This is a genomic window from Acidiphilium sp. C61 (assembly GCF_905116885.1).
Lineage (GTDB): Bacteria > Pseudomonadota > Alphaproteobacteria > Acetobacterales > Acetobacteraceae > Acidiphilium.
In genome coordinates this window covers 2,467,697-2,489,335 of sequence record NZ_CAJHNI010000005.1, presented here as the reverse complement: position 1 = coordinate 2,489,335, position 21,639 = coordinate 2,467,697, and the positions used below count along the sequence as shown (strand labels likewise).

Below are 21,639 nucleotides of genomic sequence, written 5' to 3'. Positions count from 1 at the left end.
TTCGCTCCAGCCGCGACCTACCAGGCGTAGTTCACGTCGACGCCGAGGTTCTGGACGTTCGTGCTGTCACCCCACGAACCACCCCAGTGGACATCGCCCCGCCAGTGGCCCTTCCCGATCACACGGACACCGACACCCCCCGTATATCCCGCAGAGGCCGACACGTTCGCCGCCTGGACAGATGTCGCCTGCTGGAGACGCTCCACATTCGTGTAATGACGCTGACCCACACTTCCATAGCCGCCAACGGACACAAACGGCTCAACCGTCCCATACCGCCGGTGCAACTCCATCCCCGCCGTGACACTTCCGCCGATACGGCCGACATCCGTGTTCAGCGCCGCGTAGGTCAGGCCGAGAGCGCCGCCCCCCGTCTCGGAGACGGCATTCGCCTGGGTGTGGACATAGGCGGCCTCCGCGGCAGGCGCCACGAAGAAGCGGCCACGATGCCAGTCATACGACAGGCGCGCCGCCGTCACGTCATACAGGCCGGACCCGCCAGCACGCGCGCCAATCCCAAGCTGCGGCACCGAGCGCTTGAAATTGTTGATCAGGTCGCCAAACGACTCGCTGAACGACACACGGACATGACCACGGTGATAGATCCCGTAACCCGTCACACCGGCTTGCGTGTCGTTCACCGTGCCATACATCCCGCTCGTGTCGGTGAACAGCGACTGAACGCCAACTCCCGCCGACCAGTGAGGGCTCACCTCGAAGCCACGCCCGGCGACAAACCCGCCCGTGTGGAAGCTGAACCCGTTCGCCGTGCCAAACCCGCCCAGCCCCTGCATCCACGCGCCATGGGAAACCGAGCCATCCGTACGGCCAAACCCGGAATAGCCGCCAAGCGTGGCATCCGCCGCCTGGAACAGCGCCTCGTTCATCGCAAACCGGCTCGCCACATAGGCCCGGCCACTCTCCACAAGCGCAGGCTGCGGGTTCAGCACAATGTAAACGTCACTCGGCTGATACTGCACGCTGGGGACGATGTAAGGTCCGTAATATCCCAGGCTCTGTGACGTGAACTGACCAGCGACGCCATTGACGGTATGAATGACGTCGTAGTGGCTGCCGATCGTATAGGTTCCAGCCGTCGTCTGCACCGCCAGATTGCCAGCCAAAGCGGCCGAGCCCGCTGAATCAATCTGCGAAAAGCCGCTGCCGGCAACAACACTTGGAGACACACGAACAACCAGCGAGCCTGTATTCGACTGGGTGTAACTCCCCGCCAGGCTCACCGGCGCCGTCGTCTGGCTGATGTCCAAAATGGCGTTGTTCGTCACCGCAGAAGAGTCGGCAATGCTGCCTGTTCCGGTCAGAGCCAGCGTCCCGGCATCGATCGTCGTCAGCCCCGTATAGGTGTTCTGGTTGGTCAGAACCAGCGTACCAGCGTAGCCAGAGGCTGCGTTCAGCACGAGATCACCGGCAGAGGCGCCATTAGCTATCACGCTGGAGATCGTGGTCGCCGTTCCCGTGGCAATGTTGTAGTCCGGGTCGCCGGTCATGTAGATCGGGTTGGCAATCGTCGTCGTGCCCGTCACGTACACTGTCGCCGGCGTCGTGGCATTCCCCACCAGGTTCAGGGCACCAGTGCCCAGGGACGAGGAAGAGGCAAACGACAGCGCCGCTCCAGCATCAACCGTCGTACCACCCGTGTAGGTGTTGGTTCCCGAGAGTGTCTGCGTACCACCGGCAATCGTCAGGCTGCCGCCGGTGCCGCTGATGGCACCCGATAGGCTGCCAGTGGCATTGGCGACCGTCAGCCCATTACCGCCAAGCACAACATTGCCCGCACCAGAGATCGCATTGACCGTCGTGTTCCCAGTCAGGGCAGAGATATCAAACGCACCGGCATCCGTAATACCAGCGGATGAGGCAATGCTCCCACTGCCTGACAACGCAAGTGTATCGGCCGTGATCGCTGTTCCACCCGTGTAGGTGTTAACTCCACTCAGCGTCTCGGTGCCACCAGATACAATTATATTACCGCTGCCGCTGATGGCACCGGAGTAAGACCCGCTGGCGTTGGTCAGCTGCAGCGTCTGGCTGCCAAGGGTCACCCCGCCAGCACCAGACAGCGACTTGATGCTCACAGGACCATTGGCAGCCGAGATGTCAAACGTCCCTGAATCGGCAACGCCGGAAGAGAAAGCAATGCTGCCACTGCCCGACACCGCCAGCGTGGAGCCCGCATCAACCGTCGTACCGCCCGTGTAGGTGTTGGTTCCCGCCAGTGTCTGCGTGCCCCCGGCGATCGTCAGGCTGCCGCCGGTGCCACTGATGGCACCCGACAGGCTGCCAGTGGCATTGGCGACCGTCAGCCCATTGCCGCCAAGCACAACATTACCAGCACCAGAGATCGCATTGACCGTCGTGCTCCCGCTCACGGCCGAAATATCAAACGTACCGCCATCGGCAACACCAGAAGACGAGGCAATACTCCCACTGCCAGACAACGCCAGAGTAGAGCCTACATTGATCGTCGTCACTCCCGTGTAGGCATTTACTCCCGCCAGCGTTTCAGTACCGCCATTAACCGTCAGGCCACCACTGCCACCGATAGATCCAGAGAAGTTGCCATTGGCACCATTCAGTTGAAGAATGTTGTTCCCGAGGGTTACAGCACCAGCTCCAGACAGAGACTGGATAGGAGCGAGGGCATACGATCCTCCAGGACCATTCAATCCCGAAACATCAAAGGTGCCTGAATCTAATACTCCATAAGAGCCTGCAATGTAGCCATTACCCGACAACGCCAGCGTAGAGCCTGCATCAACCGTCGTCGCTCCTTGATAGGCAGTGTTCCCACTCAGAGCCTGGTAGCCGCCAGCGATCGTAATGCCACCAGTGCCGGTGATATAACCAGAGAAGGTGTTGGAGTAGGGAGTGCTAGCGCTGTAGGTTGAAGCGCTGGTGGCTCCGTTCTGGATGGTCAGTGTTGCCGAGCCAAGGATGACATTGCCGCCACCATTGCTGCCGTCACCCAGCATGGAAATGGTTTGACTGATATTGTTCAGATCCATTGCGCCGGTCGTGTTGATCTCGACCGCGCCGCTGACCGCCGTGCCGGGAACGGCGCTGGCAGAACCCGCCGGCAAAGCTCCCGCGTTGCCGACCTGCAGCGTGCCATTCTCGATATCCGTACCGCCCGTATAGGTGTTGGTCGCCCCGGCAGCGGGCTGGAGGAGCAGCGTGCCACCACCCTGAACGACCACGTCACCGACCTGTCCGGTCACGTCCGAGACCTGTCCGGCCTGTGCCACAGTCTGGCCCGAAGCCACGGTGTAGGTCGGGTCACCCTGAACCTGGATCGCGTTGCTGATCGTCGTCGTGCTGGTGACATTCAGCACGGCGGGCGTTGTGGCGGTGCCAAGAAGTTGGACCGTGCCGGCGCCAAGGGCATCACCGTTGGCAATCTGAAGGGTTGCCCCGGCCTGGACCTGTACGCCACCGGTAAACGTGTTGGCGGCAGTAGGATCAAGAATAACAGCTCCTCCCTGCCCGGAGTCGGAGATCACCAGATAGCCTGGCGTACTGCCGCTGGCGTCAGAGAAGACACCGGCAAAGGTCAGCACATTCCCGGCAGCATCGATCGTGCCGCCATTGCCCGTGATCGTGAAATTACCCGTTGTGCCAGCGCTGGATGGATTCGTCGGCGTACCGCCATCGAATTCGGGATTGAGAGTAGAGCCAAGATCAGAAAATATATTACCAGATGTATTTGCAATATTTTGAAACTACTGCTTTACGACAGCTAAAAAAAACGGAGAACTCAATCCTTTTATAAGATGTGCATTAATCAATTGTCCACTAGTCGTGTATTCACTAATTATTCCATTACCCTGATCTGTTATAAAAATATTATTTCCATAAATTGCAATATCTGATGGTTTATTAACTCCCGTTATGAAACTAGAATTAACCACACCACCACTGGCTGTGTACTCACCAATTGTATTACCTTGGCTATTTGCTACAAAAATATTATTTCCAGAAACCGCAATACCTATCGGTTCATTAAATCCATTTACAAGACTGGAGTTAACAACTGCGCCGCTTGTTGTATACTCACCAATTGTATTGTTGCCAGAATTCGCAACATAAATCTGCGCATGGGCTGTTGAGGTGACCGACATGATTGCCGCCAAACCAATTGCCCCGACCACACCCGACATAGCCCGCCGCCTGCCCCGCCCTCGCTTCGTGAGCGTCTAAGAGCCGGACCGAAAAAGATAGTTGAGCGATTTCAGTAGGTTGTGATTCTGCCGGTTTGCAACAACAGACGGATTCGCAATGGCTTGGACTGAAACCGCTCGGCAACGATATTGCCGGGCCGGATTGCGCTACGCAAGCGACCTCACCGACGCCGAATGGGCCTTGATCGAACCATTCATGCCCTTGCCGCCGCATCGAGGCAGGCCCCGAACGGTGGCACTGCGAAGGATTGTGGAGGCCATCTTCTACATGCTGTCGACCGGTTGCCAGTGGCGGCAGATCCCGAAGGAATTCGCGCCGTTCACCACTGTGCAGGGCTATTTCTACCGCTTCTGTCGCGACGGCACGTTCGATCGCATCAATCACGTCCTGGTCATGCAGGCGCGGGAAATAGCCGGACGAGAGGCGTCTCCCACAGCCGGTGTGATCGACAGCCAGTCGGTCAAGACCACCGAGGCTGGCGGGCCGCGCGGGTTCGATGCCGGAAAGAAGATCAAGGGACGCAAGCGCCACATCGTCACCGATACAATCGGCCACCTCGTCGGTGCGATCGTTCATCATGCCGGTATTCAGGATCGGGATGGGGCGCCCGACGTGCTCAAATCCGTCAAATCCCTGTATCCTTGGTTGCGGCACGTATTCGCCGACGGCGGCTATGCCGGTCCCAAACTCAATGGACGCCTCGCCAAAATCGGCACATGGACCATACAGATCGTCAAGCGCTCCGACGCCGCCAGCGGGTTCGAACTTCTGCCGCGACGTTGGGTGGTAGAGAGAACCTTTGCCTGGCTCGGCAGATGCCGGCGCCTCGCAAAGGATTTCGAAGCCACCGTTATCAGCGCCACCGCATGGCTCTTCCTCGCACATATCCGCCTGATCACACGAAAAATCGCCCGACACAGGTAGCCACACTACCATTCAGATTCGGGCTCTCAGGCACGGGAACGATCATGGCTTTCACGGCCGACCACTTCAATCCAAACACTCGATTCATGATATATCCTGCAAATTGACCCGAACGCGGAATTTTTCGTTTTTTCCACCATTCATATTATTCCCGAGGACAGCACGATTTTATACTTATACAATATAAGCATTTATTATATTTTTATTTTATATTGTATTTCGATGTGTATATTTTACCCAGCCACGCAACACCCCGCCTCCCGACCACTCATCCCATCCGCTTGATCCATATCAAAGTGACATTTTCAACTGTCACTATAACTTGACACATCAAGTCACGGGGAGGGATGAATGCGGATCCTGCTGTTGCATCCGAACTATCATTCTGGCGGCGCCGAGATCGCCGGAAACTGGCCGCCCGCCTGGGCCGCCTATATCGCCGGCGCGCTGAAATCCGCCGGCTTCACCGATCTCCGCTTCATCGACGCGATGACCAACGACCTGTCGGACGATGCCCTGCGCGACATCCTCCGCGCCGAGCGGCCGGACATCATCGGCAGCACCGCGATCACCCCCTCGATCTACAAGGCCGAGCGCCTGCTCGAAATCGCCCGCGAGGAACATCCAGGCGCGCTCACGGTGCTCGGCGGCGTGCACGCCACCTTCATGTATGGCCAGGTTCTCGCCGAAGCCCCCTGGATCGACGTGATCGTGCGCGGCGAGGGCGAAGGGATCATCGTCGATCTCGCCCGTGCCGTGGCGGCGGGGACTTTCGCGGCAACCCGCCACGACATAAGGGGCATCGCCTTCCGCGAGGCCGGCAAGGTCGTCGCCACCGAAGCCGCCCCCACCGTCAAGGATCTCGACGCCCTCGCCCCCGACTGGGGCATCCTCGACTGGGACCGCTACCGCTACATCCCGCTCGGCACCCGTGTCGCCATCCCCAACATGGCGCGCGGCTGCCCCTTCACCTGCTCGTTCTGCTCGCAATGGAAATTCTGGCGCGACTACCGCTACCGCGACCCCGTGAAAGTGGTCGATGAAATCGTGCGCCTGCGCGATGAGCACGGCGTCGGCTTCTTCATCCTCGCCGACGAGGAACCGACGGTCAACCGCAAGAAATTCGTCGCCTTCTGCGAGGAGCTGATCGCGCGCGATGTCGGCCTGCTCTGGGGCATCAACACCCGCGTCACCGACATCCTGCGCGACGAGGCGCTGCTGCCGCTCTACCGCCGCGCCGGGCTCATCCACGTCTCCCTCGGCACCGAAGCCGCCGCCCAGATGAAGCTCGACCTTTTCAACAAGGAAACCACGATCGAGCAGAACCGCAAGGCGATCGCCCTGCTGCGCGCCGCCGGCATCGTGGTCGAGGCGCAGTTCATCGTCGGGCTCGAGAACGAAACACGCGAAACGCTGGAGGAAACCTACCGCATGGCGCGCGACTGGGCGCCCGATCTCGCCAACTGGTCGATGTACACGCCCTGGCCCTTCTCCGACCTGTTCCGCGAACTGGCCGACAAGGTCGAAGTGTTCGACTACGAGAAATACAATTTCGTCACCCCGATCATCCGCCCCGCGGCGATGGACCGCGCCGAACTGCTCGACCGGGTGATGCACAATTACCGCCGCTTCTACATGCGCAAGGCGTTCTTCTCCTACCCCTGGGCCGGCTCCGGCGCGCGGCGGCGCTACCTGCTCGGCTGCCTCAAGGCGTTCATGAAATCCGGCTTCGAGCGGAAATTCTACGATCTCGGCCGGGTCGGCTACTGGGGGCCGCAATCGAAGCGCAAGGTCGATTTCCATTTCGACGGCGCGCGAAGCAAGGCCGGCGCGGAACAGGTCGAATGGCGCACCATGCATGACAATAAAAAGCGTGCATTGGACAACAATAAAACGCGTGCGACGCACGATAACGAAACGCGTGCAACGCACGACAATAACAAGCCCCATCGCAAGGCGCCCAGCCCCGCGGAACCACCGCCCTGACCGCGCCCGACAATCCGGCGGGGCCGCGCATCGGGCCGAACGCGATCCTCCAGGTCTTCGCCGCCCTCGCCGCCTCGGGCGGGCCGGCCTGCGTCGCCCGTGTCGCGCGCGCGGCCGGCGCCGAACCCTATCTCGCCCATCCGCCCGCCGCGATGGTCCCGGCGGCGGATGTGCTGGCGCTGCATCGCGCGGTGCGCGCCTGCCTCGGCGCCGGGCCGGGCGGGGTCGTGCTGCGCGCGGCCGGTGCTGCGACCGGGCGTTATCTCCTCGCGCGGCGGATTCCGCGCCCGGTCCGCCTCGCCCTCCGCGCAGCCCCGGCGCCGCTCGCCGCCCGCCTGCTGGTCGCGGCGATCCGCCGCCACGCCTGGACCTTCGGCATGCCGGACGGGCTGGACGCCACCTGGCGCGGCGGCCTCCGCCTGACCCTCGCGACCAACCCGATCGCGGTGCCGGGCACCGCCGGGAGCGAAATGCCCGGCACCGCCAGACCTGAATTGTCCGGCACCGGCAGAACCGAACTGCCAGGCTCCGCCGGGAGCGAAATGCCAGGCACCGCCAGGATCGAGGAACCAGGCGCATGCAATCCGGGCTGCGCGTTTCACGCCGGCACCTTCGAGGTGCTGTTCCAGGCGCTGGTCGACCGCCGCCTCGTGGTGCGAGAGGAAGCCTGCCGCGCCGCCGGCCAGCCTGCCTGCGTCTTCACGATCGGGCGCGGCTGACCTCCTGGAAACAGGGCGCGAGCAAAAGATCACAGGGGCCCGATCGGAGGTAATGGACCCGCGGCGCGGATGATGCTCTACCCTCCCTGCCCCGAGCCACCCGGCCGCGCCCGCCGCGGCCCCGCAGGAGATCGCGACGTGACCGACTGTTCCACACCAAGCCCGGCCACCCCAAGCCCGGCCACACCAGGCCCGGCCGTCGCCGTGATCGGCGCCGGCGCCGCCGGCCTCGCCGCCGCGCGCCGCCTTGCCGGCACCTGCGCCGTCACCGTGTTCGACAAGGCGCGCGGCCCCGGCGGCCGCCTCGCGCATCGCCGCCGCGAGGGCTTCGCCTTCGATTTCGGCGCGCCGTTCTTCACCGCCCGCGACCCGCGCTTCACAGCCGAACTCGCCCGGCTGCGCGCGGCGGGAATCGTGACACCCTGGGCCTGCCGCTTCGCCGAGATCGAGGCCGCCGCCATCACCCACCGGCGCGACTGGGGCGATGCCCCGGCGCATTACGTCCCGATCGGCCGGATGAGCCGCCTCACCGCGCACTGGGCCGAAGGGCTCGACATCCGGCAGAATTGCCGCATCGCGGCGCTCCACCCCGCGCCCGCGGGCTGGACGCTGGAGAGCGAGGCGGGCGAGCGCTTCGGCCCCTTCGCCTTCGTCGTCCTCGCCCTGCCGGCGCCGCAGGCCGCCGCCCTGCTGCCCGAAACCTCGATGCTGCGCGCCACCGCCGCCTCGGCGCGGATGCAGGGCGCCTTCTCGCTGATGCTCGGCCTCGCCGCACCGCTCGATCCAGGCTTCGATGCCGCCCTGGTGCGCGATGGCGTGCTGAGCTGGATCTCGCTCTGCGCCGCGCGGCCGGGGCACGAGGGCGGGCCGGGCCTTGTCGCGATCAGCCGCAATTCCTGGGCGGACGACCATCTCGAGGACGATCCCGCGACCATCCGCGCCGCGATGCTCGACGCCCTCGCCGCCTGTCTCGGCGAAACGCTCGCGCCGGTGCATCTCGACCTGCATCGCTGGCGCTACGCCAACGCCCCGGCGGTCGCAGAGCGGCCCCGCCTGATCGACGCCGCCAACCGCCTCGCCCTTTGCGGCGACTGGACGGCGCAGGGAAAGGTCGAGGCCGCCTATCTCTCCGGGCTGGAGACCGCGGAGGCGGTTCTCGCCCGCCTCGCCGCCAGCTGACGCGGCGGGCCCGCCGGCGCGGCCCCCACCGCCGCCCCCGCCCCCGACCCCGCGTTTGAGGCCGCCAACACATCGACCGCGCGACCCAGCGCCGCGAGCGTGGCCACCTCGCTGTAGCGCGCAACGATGTAGGCGAGCCCCGCCTCGGCGAGACGGCGGTTCAGCGCCTCGTCCTCATGCACGCGGACGATCTTGGCGGCGAACTCCTCCGCCGAACCGGCAACCAGCCAGTCCAGCGGCGCCGGCAGATCGAGCCCCTCGGCGGCGACCGGGCTCATCACGCAGGGCAGCCCGTGCGCGAAACTCTCCAGCACCTTGCCCTTGATCCCGGCGCCGAAGCGCAGCGGCGCCACGGTGCAGCGCACCCGGTGCAGCACTTCCGCCAGATCGGGCACATAGCCCACCGTCACCAGCCCGCCCCCGTGCAGCCGGCTCACCGCCTCCGGCATCCGGCTGCCGACGATATGGCTCGTCGCCGCCGGCAGGCTCTCGCGCACCAATGGCAGGATATCCTCGGCATAATGCCGCACGGCGTCGACATTGGGCGGATGCCCGAAGCCGCCGACGAACGCGATGCCCGCCCGCTGCGCGAACGGCACCGGCGCCGGGCGCGGCCGCACCGCCCATGGCACCACATGGGTTTCGATCTCCGGCGCGAGCGTGTCGAGCATCTCCGCCTCGACCGAGGAATGGACGATCACCGCGTCCACCACCCGCATCACCGCGAGTTCCCCCGCCTTCTGCGCCGCCAGCCCGACCGTCGCCGCATCGCCCGGCGCCACCGCCGCCTGGCGTTCGAGGCGCAGGAAATGCAGGTCGGCGACGTTGTAGACGATGCGGGTTTTCGGAAAATAACGCCGCGTCAGCATCGCGTATTTGGCGGCGTTCGAGTAGCGGTGGATATAGACGAGGTCGGGCGCGACCAGCGCATCGCGGAACACCTCCTCGACCGACCGCGCGAACGGCGCGTGCAGGCACTCGATGCCGACCTTGCGCAGATCGCCGGTATAGGGCTGGTGATCCTGCATGTTATCGGCCGGCACGAAGGTCACCTTGTAGCCGAGTGCGAGCAACGCGCGCATATGCGCGACCGCCGCGTTCGATCCGGCATCGAGATCGGGCGTCGGCACGGTGTCGTCGATGAAATAGGCCCGCCGGCGCACCTGCCGCTCGGCCTCGAGGTCGGGGCACTCGCCATTGAAGCCGTGCCCGGCGAGCACGTCCTTCCAGCGCGCCTGGAACTTGCGCTGGTTGACAAGCTGGTAGCGCTTGAGCCCGCTGCCGGCGACATCGACGCCATTGCTGACGCCTTCGAGATGCACCACTTCCGACGCCGGCTGCACCACCACCCTTCGGCCGAGCTGGCGAACCCTGAAGGCGAGATCGACATCCTCGTAATAGGCCGGCGCGTAATGGGTATCGAAGCCGCCCAGCGTCTGGAACAGCACCCGCTCGATCATCAGCGCGGCGCCGGACACCCAGTCGGCATCGCGCAGATGCAGGAAGCGCGGCTCCGCCGGATCGGCCCCGCGTCCCCAGTTCCACCCGTCGCCGAGGCGCCAGACGATCCCGCCCACCTCCTGCAGCGTGCCGTCCTCGGCCAGCAGCCGCGACCCCGCGATGCCGACCCCCGGCACCTGCTCGAACGTGTCGACCAGCGCATCCAGCCATCCCTCGCGGACCAGCGTGTCGTTGTTGAGGAACAGCAGATACCGCCCGCGCGCCTCCCGCGCGCCGGCATTGCTCGCCCCCACGAAGCCGAGCTGCGCGGGCGTGCGCACCACCCGCACCGGCCCGGCGAGCACCAGCGTGCAGAACAGCGTCTCGTCGGTGGAGCCGTCATCGACGATGACGATCTCGCAGGAGCGGCGCGGAAAATGATCCCGGATCGACTCGAGGCAGCGATAGGTGTGATCGAAATGATTATGCGCGGGAATGATGACCGAAACCTCCGGCGCCGTCTCGGCCGCACCCGCGGGGCCGAGGATCAGCAGCGGATAGGCCTGGCCCAGCGCGTCGATGATGCCGCCGGTCCGGCCGTCGAGCTCGGCGCGCGGCACCAGCCCCTCGCGCGCCGCCGCCGCCGTCATCCCCGCCGCCTCGGCCAGCCGGTCATGCGCGTTGAGGGAATGGTTCAGCAGCCTGAACAGGAGGCCGATCCCGCCGGCAAGCTCGGCCGGCGCCTTCGCGGCGAGGCTGGCCTGCACGAAGGCCTCGGTCATGAAGCGCCGCGCCGGCTCGTCGAGAGCCGGCGGCGAGCGCACGATCCAGTGCGGCGAGCCCAGCAGGTCGAGCCCGTCCGATGCCCGGCGGATGCTCACCAGGTGCCGCGAATGCGGCAGCACCATGTCGAGCCCGACGATCGAGAACGCGTGTCGCCCGTTGCCATATCCCGCCTGCTCCAGATCCGGCCGGTAGAGATCGGCCCGCACCCGGAACAGCGTCACCCCGCCCTCGACAAGGTCGATGTCCAACGGCTCGTCCGGCCGCTCCGGATCCCAGATCCAGCCGGAAATGATTTCGTAATCGCAACGCTCCAGATATCCGACCGGCCGCCGCACCGTCGCCTCGTCGGATGACGCTGCCGGCGCGACATCCCCTCCCCGGTCCCCGGCATCGCCCGGCGGGAGCGCCTTCTCGTCTTTCGACTCGTCTCGATTTGTATTTTTAATATTGTTAGTTTGCTTTTTCTTCATATCGTCCAAATAATACGTTAGAGCCTCATCCGATCAGATGAAATCTCCCGATCGGATAAAGACGCTCAGGTTATCATCACGTTAGAGCATCATCCGATCAGATGGAATTATCTGATCGGATAAAGATGCTCTAATTATCAACACGATAGAGCACGACATCCGATCCGAAAGGATCGGAACGTGCTCTAGACCGCGAAATCCGATCCGTCAGGATCGGAACGCGCGCCAAGGCTAAAATGAAATGATCCAATTCAACTCTGGATTATGCCGCGCGCGCCCCATCCTGTCGAGCAACTTCGTGCGCCGCCCGCCGCCGCGTCTCAGCCGCCGGCCGGGCGCCCCTGATCGTGATCGGGACCGGGATCGAGATCTAACGAAAGCTGCCCCGGCGCGGCATTGGCGCGGGCGCTCCGTTGCGGCCGGGCCAGGGCCAGGCCCCGACCCCGGCCCCGGCGCGAGCCGTGGCGGCGCTGCACCGCATCCGCCTCGCGCTGCGCCTCGACCAGTTGCCGCCGCGCGAACAGCGCCGCCTTCGCCGCCCGCGCCGCCTCCTCATGGATCACGATCCGCGCCGGATAGTCCGGGCAGAGACGCGCCCGCTCGCCCGCGTCGAGCCGCCAGGGCTCATGCACCAGCGCCCCCGCCACCGCCGCCAGCTCCGGCACATGGCGGCGGATGAACCCGCCCGCTGGGTCCTGGTCGTGTCCCTGCTTGACCGGCGAATACACCCGCACCGTGTTGATCCCGGTCTCGCCGGACTGCATCTGGCATTGCGGCCAGTGGATTCCCGGCTCGTAATCGGTGAACAGCCGCGCCAGCACGAGGCCGCTCTCCTGCCAGGGCAGGAACAGGTCATGGCTCGCGAACGACATCAGCATCGCCCGCATGCGGAAATTGATCCATCCCTGCGCCGCGAGGTAGCGCATCGCCGCATCGATGAACGGATACCCCGTCCGCCCCTCCGCCCAGGCGGCGAGGCGCGCCGGGTCGGCCGGCGGCCGCATCCCCTCATAGATCCGGGCAAAGGGCCGCCACTCCGCCTCCGGCTCGGCCTCCAGCTTCTGGATGAAATGGCAATGCCAGTGCAGCCGGGCGATGAACGATCGCAGCGCCGCCCCCCAGCGGCTGGAAGCCGGCACCTCGCGCTGCCGCCGCCACGCCGCCTGCGCCGCCTCGCGGATCGAGACGCAGCCATGGGCGAGATAGGGCGAAAGCCGCGAGCACGAAGCCTCGCCCGACACCGGCGATGACATCGCCCTGGTATAGTCCTCGCCCCTCGTCGCGAGGAACGAGCCGAGCGTTGCCAGCGCCGCCGCCCGCCCCGGCGCCTGGCCGCACCGCAACCCGTCCGGCGCGAGGCCGAGGGACGCCGCCGCCGGAACACCTGCCGCCGCCAGCCCCTCCGGCGGCGCCGCCCAGGCGATGCCGCGCGGCTGCGGCAGCAAAGGTGCCGCCATCATCCGGTCCCACTGCGCCGCCCAGCGGTCGCGATCCAGCGCCGGGCCACGGATCACGCCGAACTGACGCAGCTCGGTCCACGCCACCCCCTGCGCCCGCGCCCAGCGCCGCACCGCCCGGTCCCGCGCATGGGTCCAGCGATTGCCGGTCTCCTCGTGCGACCACAGGGCGAACCCGCCCAACCGCCGGCGCAGCGCCTCCAGCACCTCGACCGCCGCGCCGACACACACCACAAGCCGCCCGCCCGCCGCCGCGATCGCCGCCGCCAGATCCTCGATGCAGCCGGCCAGGAACGCGTATTGCCGGTGCGACACATCCGGCAGCCGCCAGTATTCCGGCTCGACGATCACCAGCGGCAGCACGGCGCCCGCGGCGGCCGCCGCCGTCAGCGCCGCGTGATCGACAAGCCGCAGGTCGCGCTTGAACCAGACAACCGAAACAGAACTTCCCATCCCGCCCGAAATAATCGCCCGCGCGGATCGGACAAGACGGGGCGGACAAGGCGGGGCGGACAAGGCGGGGTGGGCCAACCGGACCGCTCAGGCGCGCAGCAACCCGCCCATCGGCGCAATCGCCGCACTCTCGGGGAAAATCCGCCCGAGCGCCGCCGGCCCCAGCCCGAACTGCGCCGCCAGAACGCCCTTGGCCAGGGCGCGCAGATCCGCCGTCGGCGCGAGATCGCGGTTCTGGAACAGCTGCCGGTCCTTCAGCCCCGGCCAGGTCGCCTTCACCCGCCCGCCCAGCACCGCGCCGCCGGCAAGAAAGGCGACCGTCGCGGTGCCATGATCGGTCCCGCGCGTGCCGTTGACCCGCGCGGTGCGGCCAAACTCGGTGATCACCAGCACCGCCGTCTTCGCCCAGGCCGGGCCCAGCGCCGCCTTCAGCGCCGCCACCCCGCGATCGAGGCCGCCGAGCGGGCCGGGCAGCAGCTGCATCTGGTTGACATGCGTATCCCACCCTTCGAGCTGGAAGGCGGCGATCCGCGGCCCCTGTGCCGCGGCGAGCAGCGTGCCCACCCGGGCGGCAAGCTCGGGAAACCCATAGCGATCGGCCGGGTGACCGGCCAGGCGATCGGCTGGACGACCGACCGGATGGGCAGGCCCCGCCGGGTTCATCATATGCTCATCCTCCATCGCCGGCGCCGCTCCGGCGGTGAAGGTCGCTTGGTCGAACCGCCGCGACCCGAGCCCGCGGGCGATTGCCGGGCCGAACACCGGATCGCCCGCATTGAGCCGGCCGATCGCCGCATAAAGCCCCTGATCCGGCTGCGCGAAGCCAACCGGCGCATAGGCGCCCACCGGCGCTGCCCCGCGCAGGATCAGCGGCGTGCCGATCCCCGCCGCCAGCCCGATCCCGCCCGGATCGCCATCCGCCGGCAGCTCGGCGATGAGCCGGTTGAGCCAGCCCGAATTCATGCCGATCTGCTCGACACCGGTCTGCAACAGGTCCTGCGCCTCGAAATGGCTGCGCGTCCGGTACGGACCGGCGATCGCATGCACCGCCAGCAGCTCGCCGGCGGCGTAGAGCGTGTGGAACCGCGCCAGCGCCGGGTGCAGCGCGTAGAACCCGCCGAGATCGTGCCACAACGCCGCCTGCGGCACGAGGCCCGGCCGCAGCCGCGCGAGATCGGGGTCGCCATGCGGAATGACGGCCTCCATCCCGTCGAGCGCGCCGCGCAGCAGCACGACGACGAAGCGCGAATCGGTCGGCGCGGCGGCGAGGGCGAGCCGGGTCCGGCCCAGGGTAGCGACGGTCGCGAGGCCCAGCAGCGTCGCGCGGCGGGAGAGGTTCATGTCGGTCACCGTCTGAGAAATTCGGGAGAAGCGAACAGCAGCGACAGCGCCTCGCGCGGCGAGCCGGCGGTGCTCACCGCCGCCAGCGTGTCCGGGCGCAGCTGCGCGCCGAGTGCGGCCGTGGCGATGGCGGCGGGGGCACGGTCGTGACTGTGCCCGGCCATGGTATAGGCGAAGTCGATCCGCGCCAGCACCGCGTCCGGCCCGCTCCAGTCGCCGCCGAGATCCGACCATCCATTGGGCAGCGGCGCCGCCCAGAGCGGCTGGCCGAGCCGCCGCAGCATCCCCAGCGCCGCCGGCACCTTCGCCTCGGTCTCGCCGAGCGCGCGGCCGACCGAGACGAAATACTCGACCGGCGTCTTGATCTTGCGCCCCGGTATCCACGCCTGCGGCAGATCGACCAGCGCCGCCGAGGCCGCCCGCAAATCGCCCTGCGTGCCGGCCAGCACGCCGGCGACATGCGCAACCGCCTCTGGCGGCGGCTGGTCGGCGACGAAATGCCGCACCAGCTTGGTCGCCAGCGCCGTCCAGGTGGTGTGATAGGTCGACAGGAACCGCAGCGCCGCGATGCCGCCCGCCTCGCCCGGCGGAAAGCTGCGCCCCATCAGCGTCTGCGGCCCCGGCTCATGGGCGAAGGGGTGGAAGCGGAACCCGGTCGGCTCCGCCCTGGGATCGACCGACCATCCGGTGAGCAGCTTCGCCATGGCGATGACGTCCTGCTGGCTGTAGCCGGCGCGCAGGCTCACCGTGTGCAGCTCCATGCACTCGCGGCCGAGATTCTCGTTGAGCCCGCGATGCCGCCGCACCCCGGCCCGGCTATCCGGCCCGACCGACCCGGCATTGCCGAGATAGAGCAACATCGCCGGATGCCGCTCCACCGCCAGCACCATGTCGGTGAACCGGCCGGTGACATGCGGGCGGATCGCCTCGCGCAGGAACGGGCCGATCAGCGCGGCGGTGCCGCCCTGGCGCATCGACACGGTGAAATGATTCGCCCAGAACCACACCAGCCGCTCGCGGAACGGCGCGTCGGTGCGCAGCGCCCAGCCGAGCTGGGCAGCGGCATCGGCGCGGAACATCTCCGGGACGCGCGGCTTGAAATGATCCTTGAGCGAGAGCCCCTGCCGCGCCAGACGCTTGCGCGTCATCCGGTCGTCGCGCAGGGCGGCGAGGGCGGCGGCCCCGCTCGGCAGGCCGGCGAAGGAGGGTGTCGCCAGCGCGGGGTCCGGCCCGTCGAGCTGGCCGAGCAGCCAGCCGCGCGGATCGGCCGGCGGCGCCTGGTCCGGCCGCCCGCCCAGGCCGAAGCGGATCATCGCCTGAGCAGGCGTCAGGCTTTTCGCCTGAGAAGGCGTCAGGCTTTTCGCCTGGGCAGGCGTCAGGCTTTTCGCCTGGGCGTATGCGAGGGTCATCGCCGCCGCCCGCTCAGCGCCAGCGCCAGTGGCCGGGAATCCACCTGCCGCGCCAGTTGTAATGCCCCGGCACCCAGACGCGCGGCGGCGGCGCGACATAGACGGGCGGCGGATAGACGGGCGCCGGCACGGCGATGCCGATGGCAAAGCGCGGCCCCCACCAGGGATGTTCCCAGGCGAGGGCGGCATGCGGCACGGCGGCGAGGCCGAGGCCGAGCGCAAGCCCGAGCGCGGCCCGCGCCGGGCGCCGGGAAGCGATGGTGCTGAACTTGTGTGTCATGTCGTCAGCCCTGTCCTTGAGCGTTGCAACGAGGCGGGATCGGCGCGATCAGCGGCAGCGATAGGGGTGCCAGTAGCACCAGCCATGGCGCGGCCCGCCGGGATAGACCACGCATCCCGCAAGCCCGCCGGCGAGCCCGGCGAGCAGGATCGCGGCCACCGCCCGCCGGGCGATCCGCGCCGCCCGGCCCGGCCGTGCATCCTGAGGGGGAATAAAACGGAACGTACGAGACAGCATGGGCAAGTTCCTCGATGATCTGTGACGCTTCGACCGCGCGGGGTCTGTATTCGGTTCAACGCGCGGGCGCCTGAAATCCGTCGCCCCTTCAGCCCTGCGGCGGCACAGATTTTTGCCCCTTCGGCGGGATAAAATTGCCGCCCTGCGGCGGGGGGGCAGAATTGCCGCCCTGCGGAGGAGGGGCAAAATTGCCGCCCTGCGGAGGAGGAGCAAAATTGCCGCCATGCGGCGGGGGGGCAGAAATGCTGCCCTGCGGAGGAGGAGCAAAACGGCCGCCCCGCCGTTGCAGCTCGCCGTGTTCGGCGAGGCCGCTCGCCAGTTTCCGCCGCTCGCCTTGCGGCAGGGTGGCGGCGAAACGCAACGCCGTATTGTCGAGCTTCGCCAGCAGTACGGCGCGATCCCGCCGCGCCCTCGCCAGCAATGAAGCGATCGCGGCGCGGTCGAAATCGGGGCGGACGAACAGCGCCCCCGCCTGCTGGCGGCGCAGCCGCGCGTCGCGGATCAGGTCGCGATTGTTGCGGATCACCGCGAGCATCGCGGCGCGGAAGCGGGCGCGGTCCGCCGGCTTCAGGGCGTGGCCGGCGGTCTGGATCGGGCCGGGATGGCGATGCGGCGGCCTGTGCCAGCCGCCCCGGTGCGACAGCACCGCGAGCCCGCCGCCGAAGGCGCCGATCATGAGGGCATTGAGGAGCAGCGAGGCAACGAGGCCGATCTGCAAGCGGCTGGTGGTCACAGCGTATCACTCCAGTTGGCGGCATTGCCGCAGGATGGCACCGGCGCGCCGAGCACGGTGAGGGATTGCGAGCAGGCCGCCCCGCCCGCCGGCACGAGGCGGGCGACCAGCACGGCGCCGATCGCCCCGCCGCTGGCCAGCGCGCCGGCAAGGCCGAGCCCGGCGAGCCAGAGCCGGCCGCGCCGCCACAAGGCCCGCCGCCGCGCGGCATCGCGGGCGATCCGCCCGGCCAGCGCCGCCCCCGGCGCCGGCACCGCCCAGCGCGCCAGCGCCGCATCCAGCACGGCCTCGGCGGCGAGAATGGCGTCCGCAGCCGCCGGATCGGCCTCGCGAAAGGCGCGGGCGGCATCGCGCTCGGCCTCGGGCCAGCGGTCGATCGCGCCGCCATAGGCGGCGGCAAGGGCGGCGAAGCGGTCGGGCGTCATGGTCGCAGATCCTCGAGCTGTTGGCGCAGGGCGCGGCGGGCGCGGGCAAGCAGGCTTTCCAGCGCCTCGACGCTGATGCCCAGCGCCGCGGCGGCCTCGATATTCGACAATCCCTGATAAACCTGCATCACCAGCGCCTCGCGCTGGCGCGCCGGCAGGGCGGCAATCGCGCGCTCCACGCGCAGCACCTCGGCATCGCGCGCGAGCATGAAATCCGCCCCCGGCGCCGGGTCCACCTGTTCCGGCGGCTCGGCGACGGCAACTTCCCGCCGCCGCCGCAACCGGTCGAGGCACAGATTGAGCGCGACGCGGTGCATCCAGGTGTCGAACCGCGCCGCCCCCGGCCGCCAGGCCCGCGCCTGCCGCCAGACCCGCAGGAACACCTCCTGGGCCACGTCGTCGGCCAGCGACGAGTCGCGCAGCAGCCGCAGCGCGAGCCCGTGCACCCGTGGCAGCTTGTGCGCCATCAGCGTGCGGAACGCCGCCTCCTCGCCCATGCCGATCCTCGCCAGCAGCGCCTCATCCGGGTCGCCTTCCGGGTCTGTCATATCCTCACGGAAGCCCACCCTGCGCCAATTGCCGCGCCGACCGGCCCATCCGGTCGACATCCAGCCCCTTTCACGCGCGAGTGTCCTGTTTCCGTCGCCGCCGTGGCGGCATTTTTCACCGCGCCCGCACCCGGGTCAGCCGCACCAGCGGCCCAAGCCCGGCCGGCGCGCGGGCAAGGGCGGCGAAGAGCAGACGCTGGCCGATCGCCGGGCGCTGCGCGCGGTAGAGCAGCGAGGCGAGGCGGATCTGCCCGGCAAGCTCGCCGGCGAGGCGGCGGTGATAGGTCGCGGCGTCCTGCCCCTCCAGCACCGCGGCGGCGGCGCGCCGCGCCCCGTGCAGCGCCATCGCCATGCCATCGCCGGTAAACGAATGAATCACCCCGGCCTGGTCGCCGAGGCGGAACAGCCCCGCCGGATCGTCCCGCCGCGGCCGGTGCAGGAAGCCATAGGGCACGCGGGCGATGCCGAGCGGCTGGTCGAGCAGCGGTTTCGCCCCGTCGAGCCGGGTGGCCAGCGTCGCCGCCTCGCCGCACAGCGCCGCCAGCAGGGGCGCGAACCCGCCGCCCGCCTCGGCCAGCCGGTCGCGCCGCACCAGCAGGCACAGATTGGCCCACCCGCCCTCGACCAGTTGCAGCCCGGCATAGCCGCGATCGAGCAGATGCAGCTCGACATGCCACTCCAGCGCCGCGCGCTGCGCCGGCGCCAGCGCGAAATAGGTCTTGAACCCGACCAGATCGCCCGCCGCCCGCACCGCGCGCCCGGCGCCGCGCAGATCGTGCTTGCCGGTGGCGAGCAGCAGCCTGTCGCTCTCCAGCCGCCGCCCGTCGCCGAGATCGAGGCCGAGCCGCCCCTGCCCCGCATCCAGCCGCCGCACCGCGACCCCGCGCAGCACCCGCGCCCCGCGCGCCTCGGCATGGGCGAGCAAGGCGGCGTCGAGCGTCCTGCGGGTCAGGCCGAGCGCGGTGAAGGGCAGCCGCGCCGTCACCTCGCGCCCGCGCCGGAGCAGCCGCACCCGCCCGATCGGGTGCCCGCCCAGCGCCGCCGCATCGATGCCGAGGGAAGCGAGCATCTCCTGCGCCTCGATGCTGAGAAACTCGCCGCAAATCTTGTGAACCGGCGCCGAAGCCCGCTCGACCAGCGTCACCGCCACACCGGCCCCGGCCAGGGCGCAGGCGGCGGCGGCCCCGGCCAGCCCGCCGCCGGCCACCAGCACCGGCGCCGCCCGGCTCACGGCAGCGAGGAGACGAGATGGCGGAACGGCAGCGTCCAGTCGATGCGCGCCCTGACCCCGGCGGCGTCGAGGCAGGCCTGCCAGTCCCGCCGGGTGAAGCCGCGGGCGATCGAGGCGGTGCCGTCGCGGCGGACGATCTCGTGCCACCCCGCGAGCCGCGCCAGCCAGCGGAACCCGTAATACGGCACGGCATGGCGGTGCAGGTCGGCGATCAGCCAGCCCTGCCGCGCCATCGCCGCGACCCGCCCGAGCAGCTCGATCACCTCTGCATCGGCAAGGTGATGGGTGAACTGGCTGCTGACGATGAAATCCGGCGGCGTCGGCGGGGTGTAGCGCAGCGCATCGGCGGTGACGTAGCGGATCGGCGCGTCCGGCGGCGTTGCCGCCATCGCCGCCGCGGTCGCCCGCGGGTTGAGATCGACGCCGATCAGCTCGGCCCGCCAGCCCCGCCGCGCCGCGAGGGCGGCGATCGCGCGCAGCTTGTCGCCATGCCCCGAGGCGAGGTCGAGCAGCGTGAATGTCCGGCCTCCCGGCCCGGCGCGCAGCGCGCGGTCGAGCCAGGCGAGGGTGGCGCGATGCGTCATCGTCACCCGGTTCACCCGCGCGAGATCGGCGAGGCAACGGCGATAGATCGCCGGGTCCAGCTCCGGGTCGTCCATCACCTCGGGCAGCATCTGCCGCCGCGACAGGTCGATCATCCCGCCCTCACACTCTCGAAAACCTGAACGTCTCGGCGACCATGCCGGGGCCGAACGCCATCGCCATGCCGCGCCGCCCGGCCGGCCCGCCGGCATCGAGCAGCCGGCGCAGCACGAACAGCACCGTCGCCGAGGACATGTTGCCATGCGCCGCCAGCACCGCGCGCGAGGCGGCGAGCGCCTCGCCCGGCAGGCCGAGCCCGGCCTCCACCGCGTCGAGCACGCTGCGCCCGCCGGCATGCACCGCCCAGTCCCCGATCGCGTCGATCGCGTCGCCGCGCAGCAGCCCCGCCGCGTCCCGCCCCTCCCGCGCCGCGCGCAAGGCGGCGGCGATCGCGGCCGGCACCGCGCCGGCGAGGTGCATCAGGAACCCCTGCGCCCCGATCCGCCAGGTGATCAGCTCGGCAGTGTCGGGAATGGTGGCCGAGCGGAAATCGTGCAGTGCGAGGCCCTGCGGCGCGCCGCTCACCACGGCGGCGGCGCAGCCATCGCCGAACAGCAGGAAGGTGAGCGCGGTTTCCAGATCGGCGGTCTCCTGCAAATGCAGCGTGCAGAGTTCGAGATTGACCACCAGCACCACCGCCCCGGGCTCGGCGAGCACCGTCTGCCGCGCCAGCCGCAGCGCCGGCACCGCCGCCGAACAGCCCATGAACCCCACCAGCGTGCGCTGGAGATCCGCCCGCAGCCCGAGCCTTGCGGCGAGATGCAGGTCGAGCCCCGGCGCGGCGAAGCCGGTGCAGGAGGCGACGATCAGATGCGTGATCGCGGCCGGGTCGATCGCGGCATCCGCCACCGCCCGCAGCGCCAGCGCCGTCGCCTCGCGCTCGAAAACCGCCATCCGCGCCGCGGTGTCGGGAAAACCGCCGGGGCGGTAGAACTCCTGCGCATCCGCCCCGCCGGTGGCGAGCGCGCCCGGCGCCAGCACGGAATGGCGATGCTCGATCCCGGCGCGCCCCGCCATCCGGGCGAACAGCGCGGCCGCCCGCGGTTCGAGACGCCGCGCCGCATAGGCGGTGAAATCGCGGTGGATGTCATGCGCCGGCACCGCGGTGCCGATCCGGTTGATGAACACGTCGGCCATGCAGGATAGATGTGGCGCCGCACGCCGCCGGCAAGAAGCCAT

At 68.3% G+C, this 21,639-nt stretch carries 18 protein-coding genes; 4 read left to right on the top strand and 14 right to left on the bottom strand.

The annotated features are described in order from the left end of the window. Positions 1–17: 17 nt before the first annotated feature. Entirely contained in the window at positions 18–3,578 is a 3,561-nt protein-coding gene (locus HUW10_RS14545; RefSeq protein WP_174504146.1) for an autotransporter-associated beta strand repeat-containing protein, read from the bottom strand. A gap of 162 nt (positions 3,579–3,740) precedes the next feature. Further along, positions 3,741–4,178, bottom strand: coding sequence for a hypothetical protein (locus HUW10_RS14540; RefSeq protein ID WP_174504145.1), 438 nt, complete (start codon positions 4,176–4,178; stop codon positions 3,741–3,743). Between the two features lie 118 nt (positions 4,179–4,296). Between HUW10_RS14540 and HUW10_RS14535 the strand changes: the two genes are divergently transcribed. The 4 genes from HUW10_RS14535 (at position 4,297) to HUW10_RS14515 (ending at position 9,008) form a co-directional block, all read left to right on the top strand. Next, positions 4,297–5,124 (top strand): IS5 family transposase, encoded by an 828-nt coding sequence (locus tag HUW10_RS14535; protein ID WP_174502765.1) that lies wholly within the window; start codon positions 4,297–4,299, stop codon positions 5,122–5,124. A 351-nt stretch (positions 5,125–5,475) separates the two neighbouring features. Further along, positions 5,476–7,110: a magnesium-protoporphyrin IX monomethyl ester anaerobic oxidative cyclase gene (bchE, locus tag HUW10_RS14530; RefSeq protein ID WP_236656413.1), complete on the top strand. Its 1,635-nt coding sequence runs from the start codon at positions 5,476–5,478 to the stop codon at positions 7,108–7,110. After that, on the top strand, positions 7,107–7,829 hold the full coding sequence (gene bchJ / locus HUW10_RS18365) for a bacteriochlorophyll 4-vinyl reductase (RefSeq protein ID WP_307781124.1): 723 nt from the start codon (positions 7,107–7,109) through the stop codon (positions 7,827–7,829). Before bchE ends, bchJ begins: the two co-directional genes overlap by 4 nt. Positions 7,830–7,967: 138 nt before the next feature. Next, on the top strand, positions 7,968–9,008 hold the full coding sequence (locus HUW10_RS14515) for an NAD(P)/FAD-dependent oxidoreductase (protein ID WP_174504144.1): 1,041 nt from the start codon (positions 7,968–7,970) through the stop codon (positions 9,006–9,008). Here HUW10_RS14515 and HUW10_RS14510 read toward each other — a convergent pair. From HUW10_RS14510 to HUW10_RS14460, 12 genes are all read right to left on the bottom strand, one after another. Then, positions 8,951–11,704 (bottom strand): glycosyltransferase, encoded by a 2,754-nt coding sequence (locus HUW10_RS14510; protein ID WP_174504143.1) that lies wholly within the window; start codon positions 11,702–11,704, stop codon positions 8,951–8,953. The two genes, HUW10_RS14515 and HUW10_RS14510, sit on opposite strands and share 58 nt — an antisense overlap. 320 nt (positions 11,705–12,024) lie before the next feature. After that, positions 12,025–13,614, bottom strand: a complete 1,590-nt coding sequence (locus tag HUW10_RS14505; protein WP_174504142.1) for a cryptochrome/deoxyribodipyrimidine photo-lyase family protein — start codon at positions 13,612–13,614, stop codon at positions 12,025–12,027. Between the two features lie 87 nt (positions 13,615–13,701). After that, a complete protein-coding gene (locus HUW10_RS14500) occupies positions 13,702–14,955 on the bottom strand; it encodes a DUF1501 domain-containing protein (protein WP_174504141.1) in 1,254 nt (417 codons plus the stop codon). Between the two features lie 5 nt (positions 14,956–14,960). Next, the gene (locus HUW10_RS14495) at positions 14,961–16,364 is read right to left on the bottom strand and encodes a DUF1800 family protein (protein WP_236656412.1); all 1,404 of its coding nucleotides are present in this window, start codon (positions 16,362–16,364) and stop codon (positions 14,961–14,963) included. Between the two features lie 13 nt (positions 16,365–16,377). Then, positions 16,378–16,644 (bottom strand): hypothetical protein, encoded by a 267-nt coding sequence (locus HUW10_RS18360; RefSeq protein WP_236656411.1) that lies wholly within the window; start codon positions 16,642–16,644, stop codon positions 16,378–16,380. A 48-nt stretch (positions 16,645–16,692) separates the two neighbouring features. Then, positions 16,693–16,881 (bottom strand): hypothetical protein, encoded by a 189-nt coding sequence (locus tag HUW10_RS14490; RefSeq protein ID WP_174504139.1) that lies wholly within the window; start codon positions 16,879–16,881, stop codon positions 16,693–16,695. Positions 16,882–16,969: 88 nt separating this feature from the next. After that, entirely contained in the window at positions 16,970–17,614 is a 645-nt protein-coding gene (locus HUW10_RS14485) for a periplasmic heavy metal sensor (RefSeq protein WP_236656409.1), read from the bottom strand. After that, positions 17,611–18,039, bottom strand: a complete 429-nt coding sequence (locus HUW10_RS14480) for a hypothetical protein (protein WP_174504138.1) — start codon at positions 18,037–18,039, stop codon at positions 17,611–17,613. The genes HUW10_RS14485 and HUW10_RS14480 overlap by 4 nt, the downstream gene beginning before the upstream one ends. Continuing rightward, a complete protein-coding gene (locus HUW10_RS14475; protein WP_174504137.1) occupies positions 18,036–18,587 on the bottom strand; it encodes an RNA polymerase sigma factor in 552 nt (183 codons plus the stop codon). Before HUW10_RS14475 ends, HUW10_RS14480 begins: the two co-directional genes overlap by 4 nt. Positions 18,588–18,702: 115 nt before the next feature. Beyond that, on the bottom strand, positions 18,703–19,818 hold the full coding sequence (locus tag HUW10_RS14470; protein ID WP_174504136.1) for an NAD(P)/FAD-dependent oxidoreductase: 1,116 nt from the start codon (positions 19,816–19,818) through the stop codon (positions 18,703–18,705). Then, positions 19,815–20,516, bottom strand: coding sequence for a methyltransferase domain-containing protein (locus tag HUW10_RS14465; RefSeq protein WP_201712624.1), 702 nt, complete (start codon positions 20,514–20,516; stop codon positions 19,815–19,817). Before HUW10_RS14465 ends, HUW10_RS14470 begins: the two co-directional genes overlap by 4 nt. A gap of 7 nt (positions 20,517–20,523) precedes the next feature. After that, complete coding sequence (locus tag HUW10_RS14460) at positions 20,524–21,597, bottom strand: type III polyketide synthase (RefSeq protein WP_174504135.1); 1,074 nt, start codon at positions 21,595–21,597, stop codon at positions 20,524–20,526. Positions 21,598–21,639 lie beyond the last annotated feature (42 nt).

Bases quoted from the DNA above. Each gene is read 5' to 3' on its own strand.
- HUW10_RS14465 (WP_201712624.1), bottom strand. From the start codon at position 20,516: ATGATCGACCTGTCGCGGCGGCAGATGCTGCCCGAGGTGATGGACGAC.
- bchE (WP_236656413.1), top strand. From the start codon at position 5,476: ATGCGGATCCTGCTGTTGCATCCGAACTATCATTCTGGCGGCGCCGAG.
- HUW10_RS14495 (WP_236656412.1), bottom strand. From the start codon at position 16,364: ATGACCCTCGCATACGCCCAGGCGAAAAGCCTGACGCCTGCCCAGGCG.
- HUW10_RS14505 (WP_174504142.1), bottom strand. From the start codon at position 13,614: ATGGGAAGTTCTGTTTCGGTTGTCTGGTTCAAGCGCGACCTGCGGCTT.
- HUW10_RS14460 (WP_174504135.1), bottom strand. From the start codon at position 21,597: ATGGCCGACGTGTTCATCAACCGGATCGGCACCGCGGTGCCGGCGCAT.
- HUW10_RS14535 (WP_174502765.1), top strand. From the start codon at position 4,297: ATGGCTTGGACTGAAACCGCTCGGCAACGATATTGCCGGGCCGGATTG.
- HUW10_RS14510 (WP_174504143.1), bottom strand. From the start codon at position 11,704: ATGAAGAAAAAGCAAACTAACAATATTAAAAATACAAATCGAGACGAG.
- HUW10_RS14480 (WP_174504138.1), bottom strand. From the start codon at position 18,039: ATGACGCCCGACCGCTTCGCCGCCCTTGCCGCCGCCTATGGCGGCGCG.
- HUW10_RS14500 (WP_174504141.1), bottom strand. From the start codon at position 14,955: ATGAACCTCTCCCGCCGCGCGACGCTGCTGGGCCTCGCGACCGTCGCT.
- HUW10_RS14475 (WP_174504137.1), bottom strand. From the start codon at position 18,587: ATGACAGACCCGGAAGGCGACCCGGATGAGGCGCTGCTGGCGAGGATC.
- HUW10_RS14490 (WP_174504139.1), bottom strand. From the start codon at position 16,881: ATGCTGTCTCGTACGTTCCGTTTTATTCCCCCTCAGGATGCACGGCCG.
- HUW10_RS14540 (WP_174504145.1), bottom strand. From the start codon at position 4,178: ATGTCGGGTGTGGTCGGGGCAATTGGTTTGGCGGCAATCATGTCGGTC.
- HUW10_RS18360 (WP_236656411.1), bottom strand. From the start codon at position 16,644: ATGACACACAAGTTCAGCACCATCGCTTCCCGGCGCCCGGCGCGGGCC.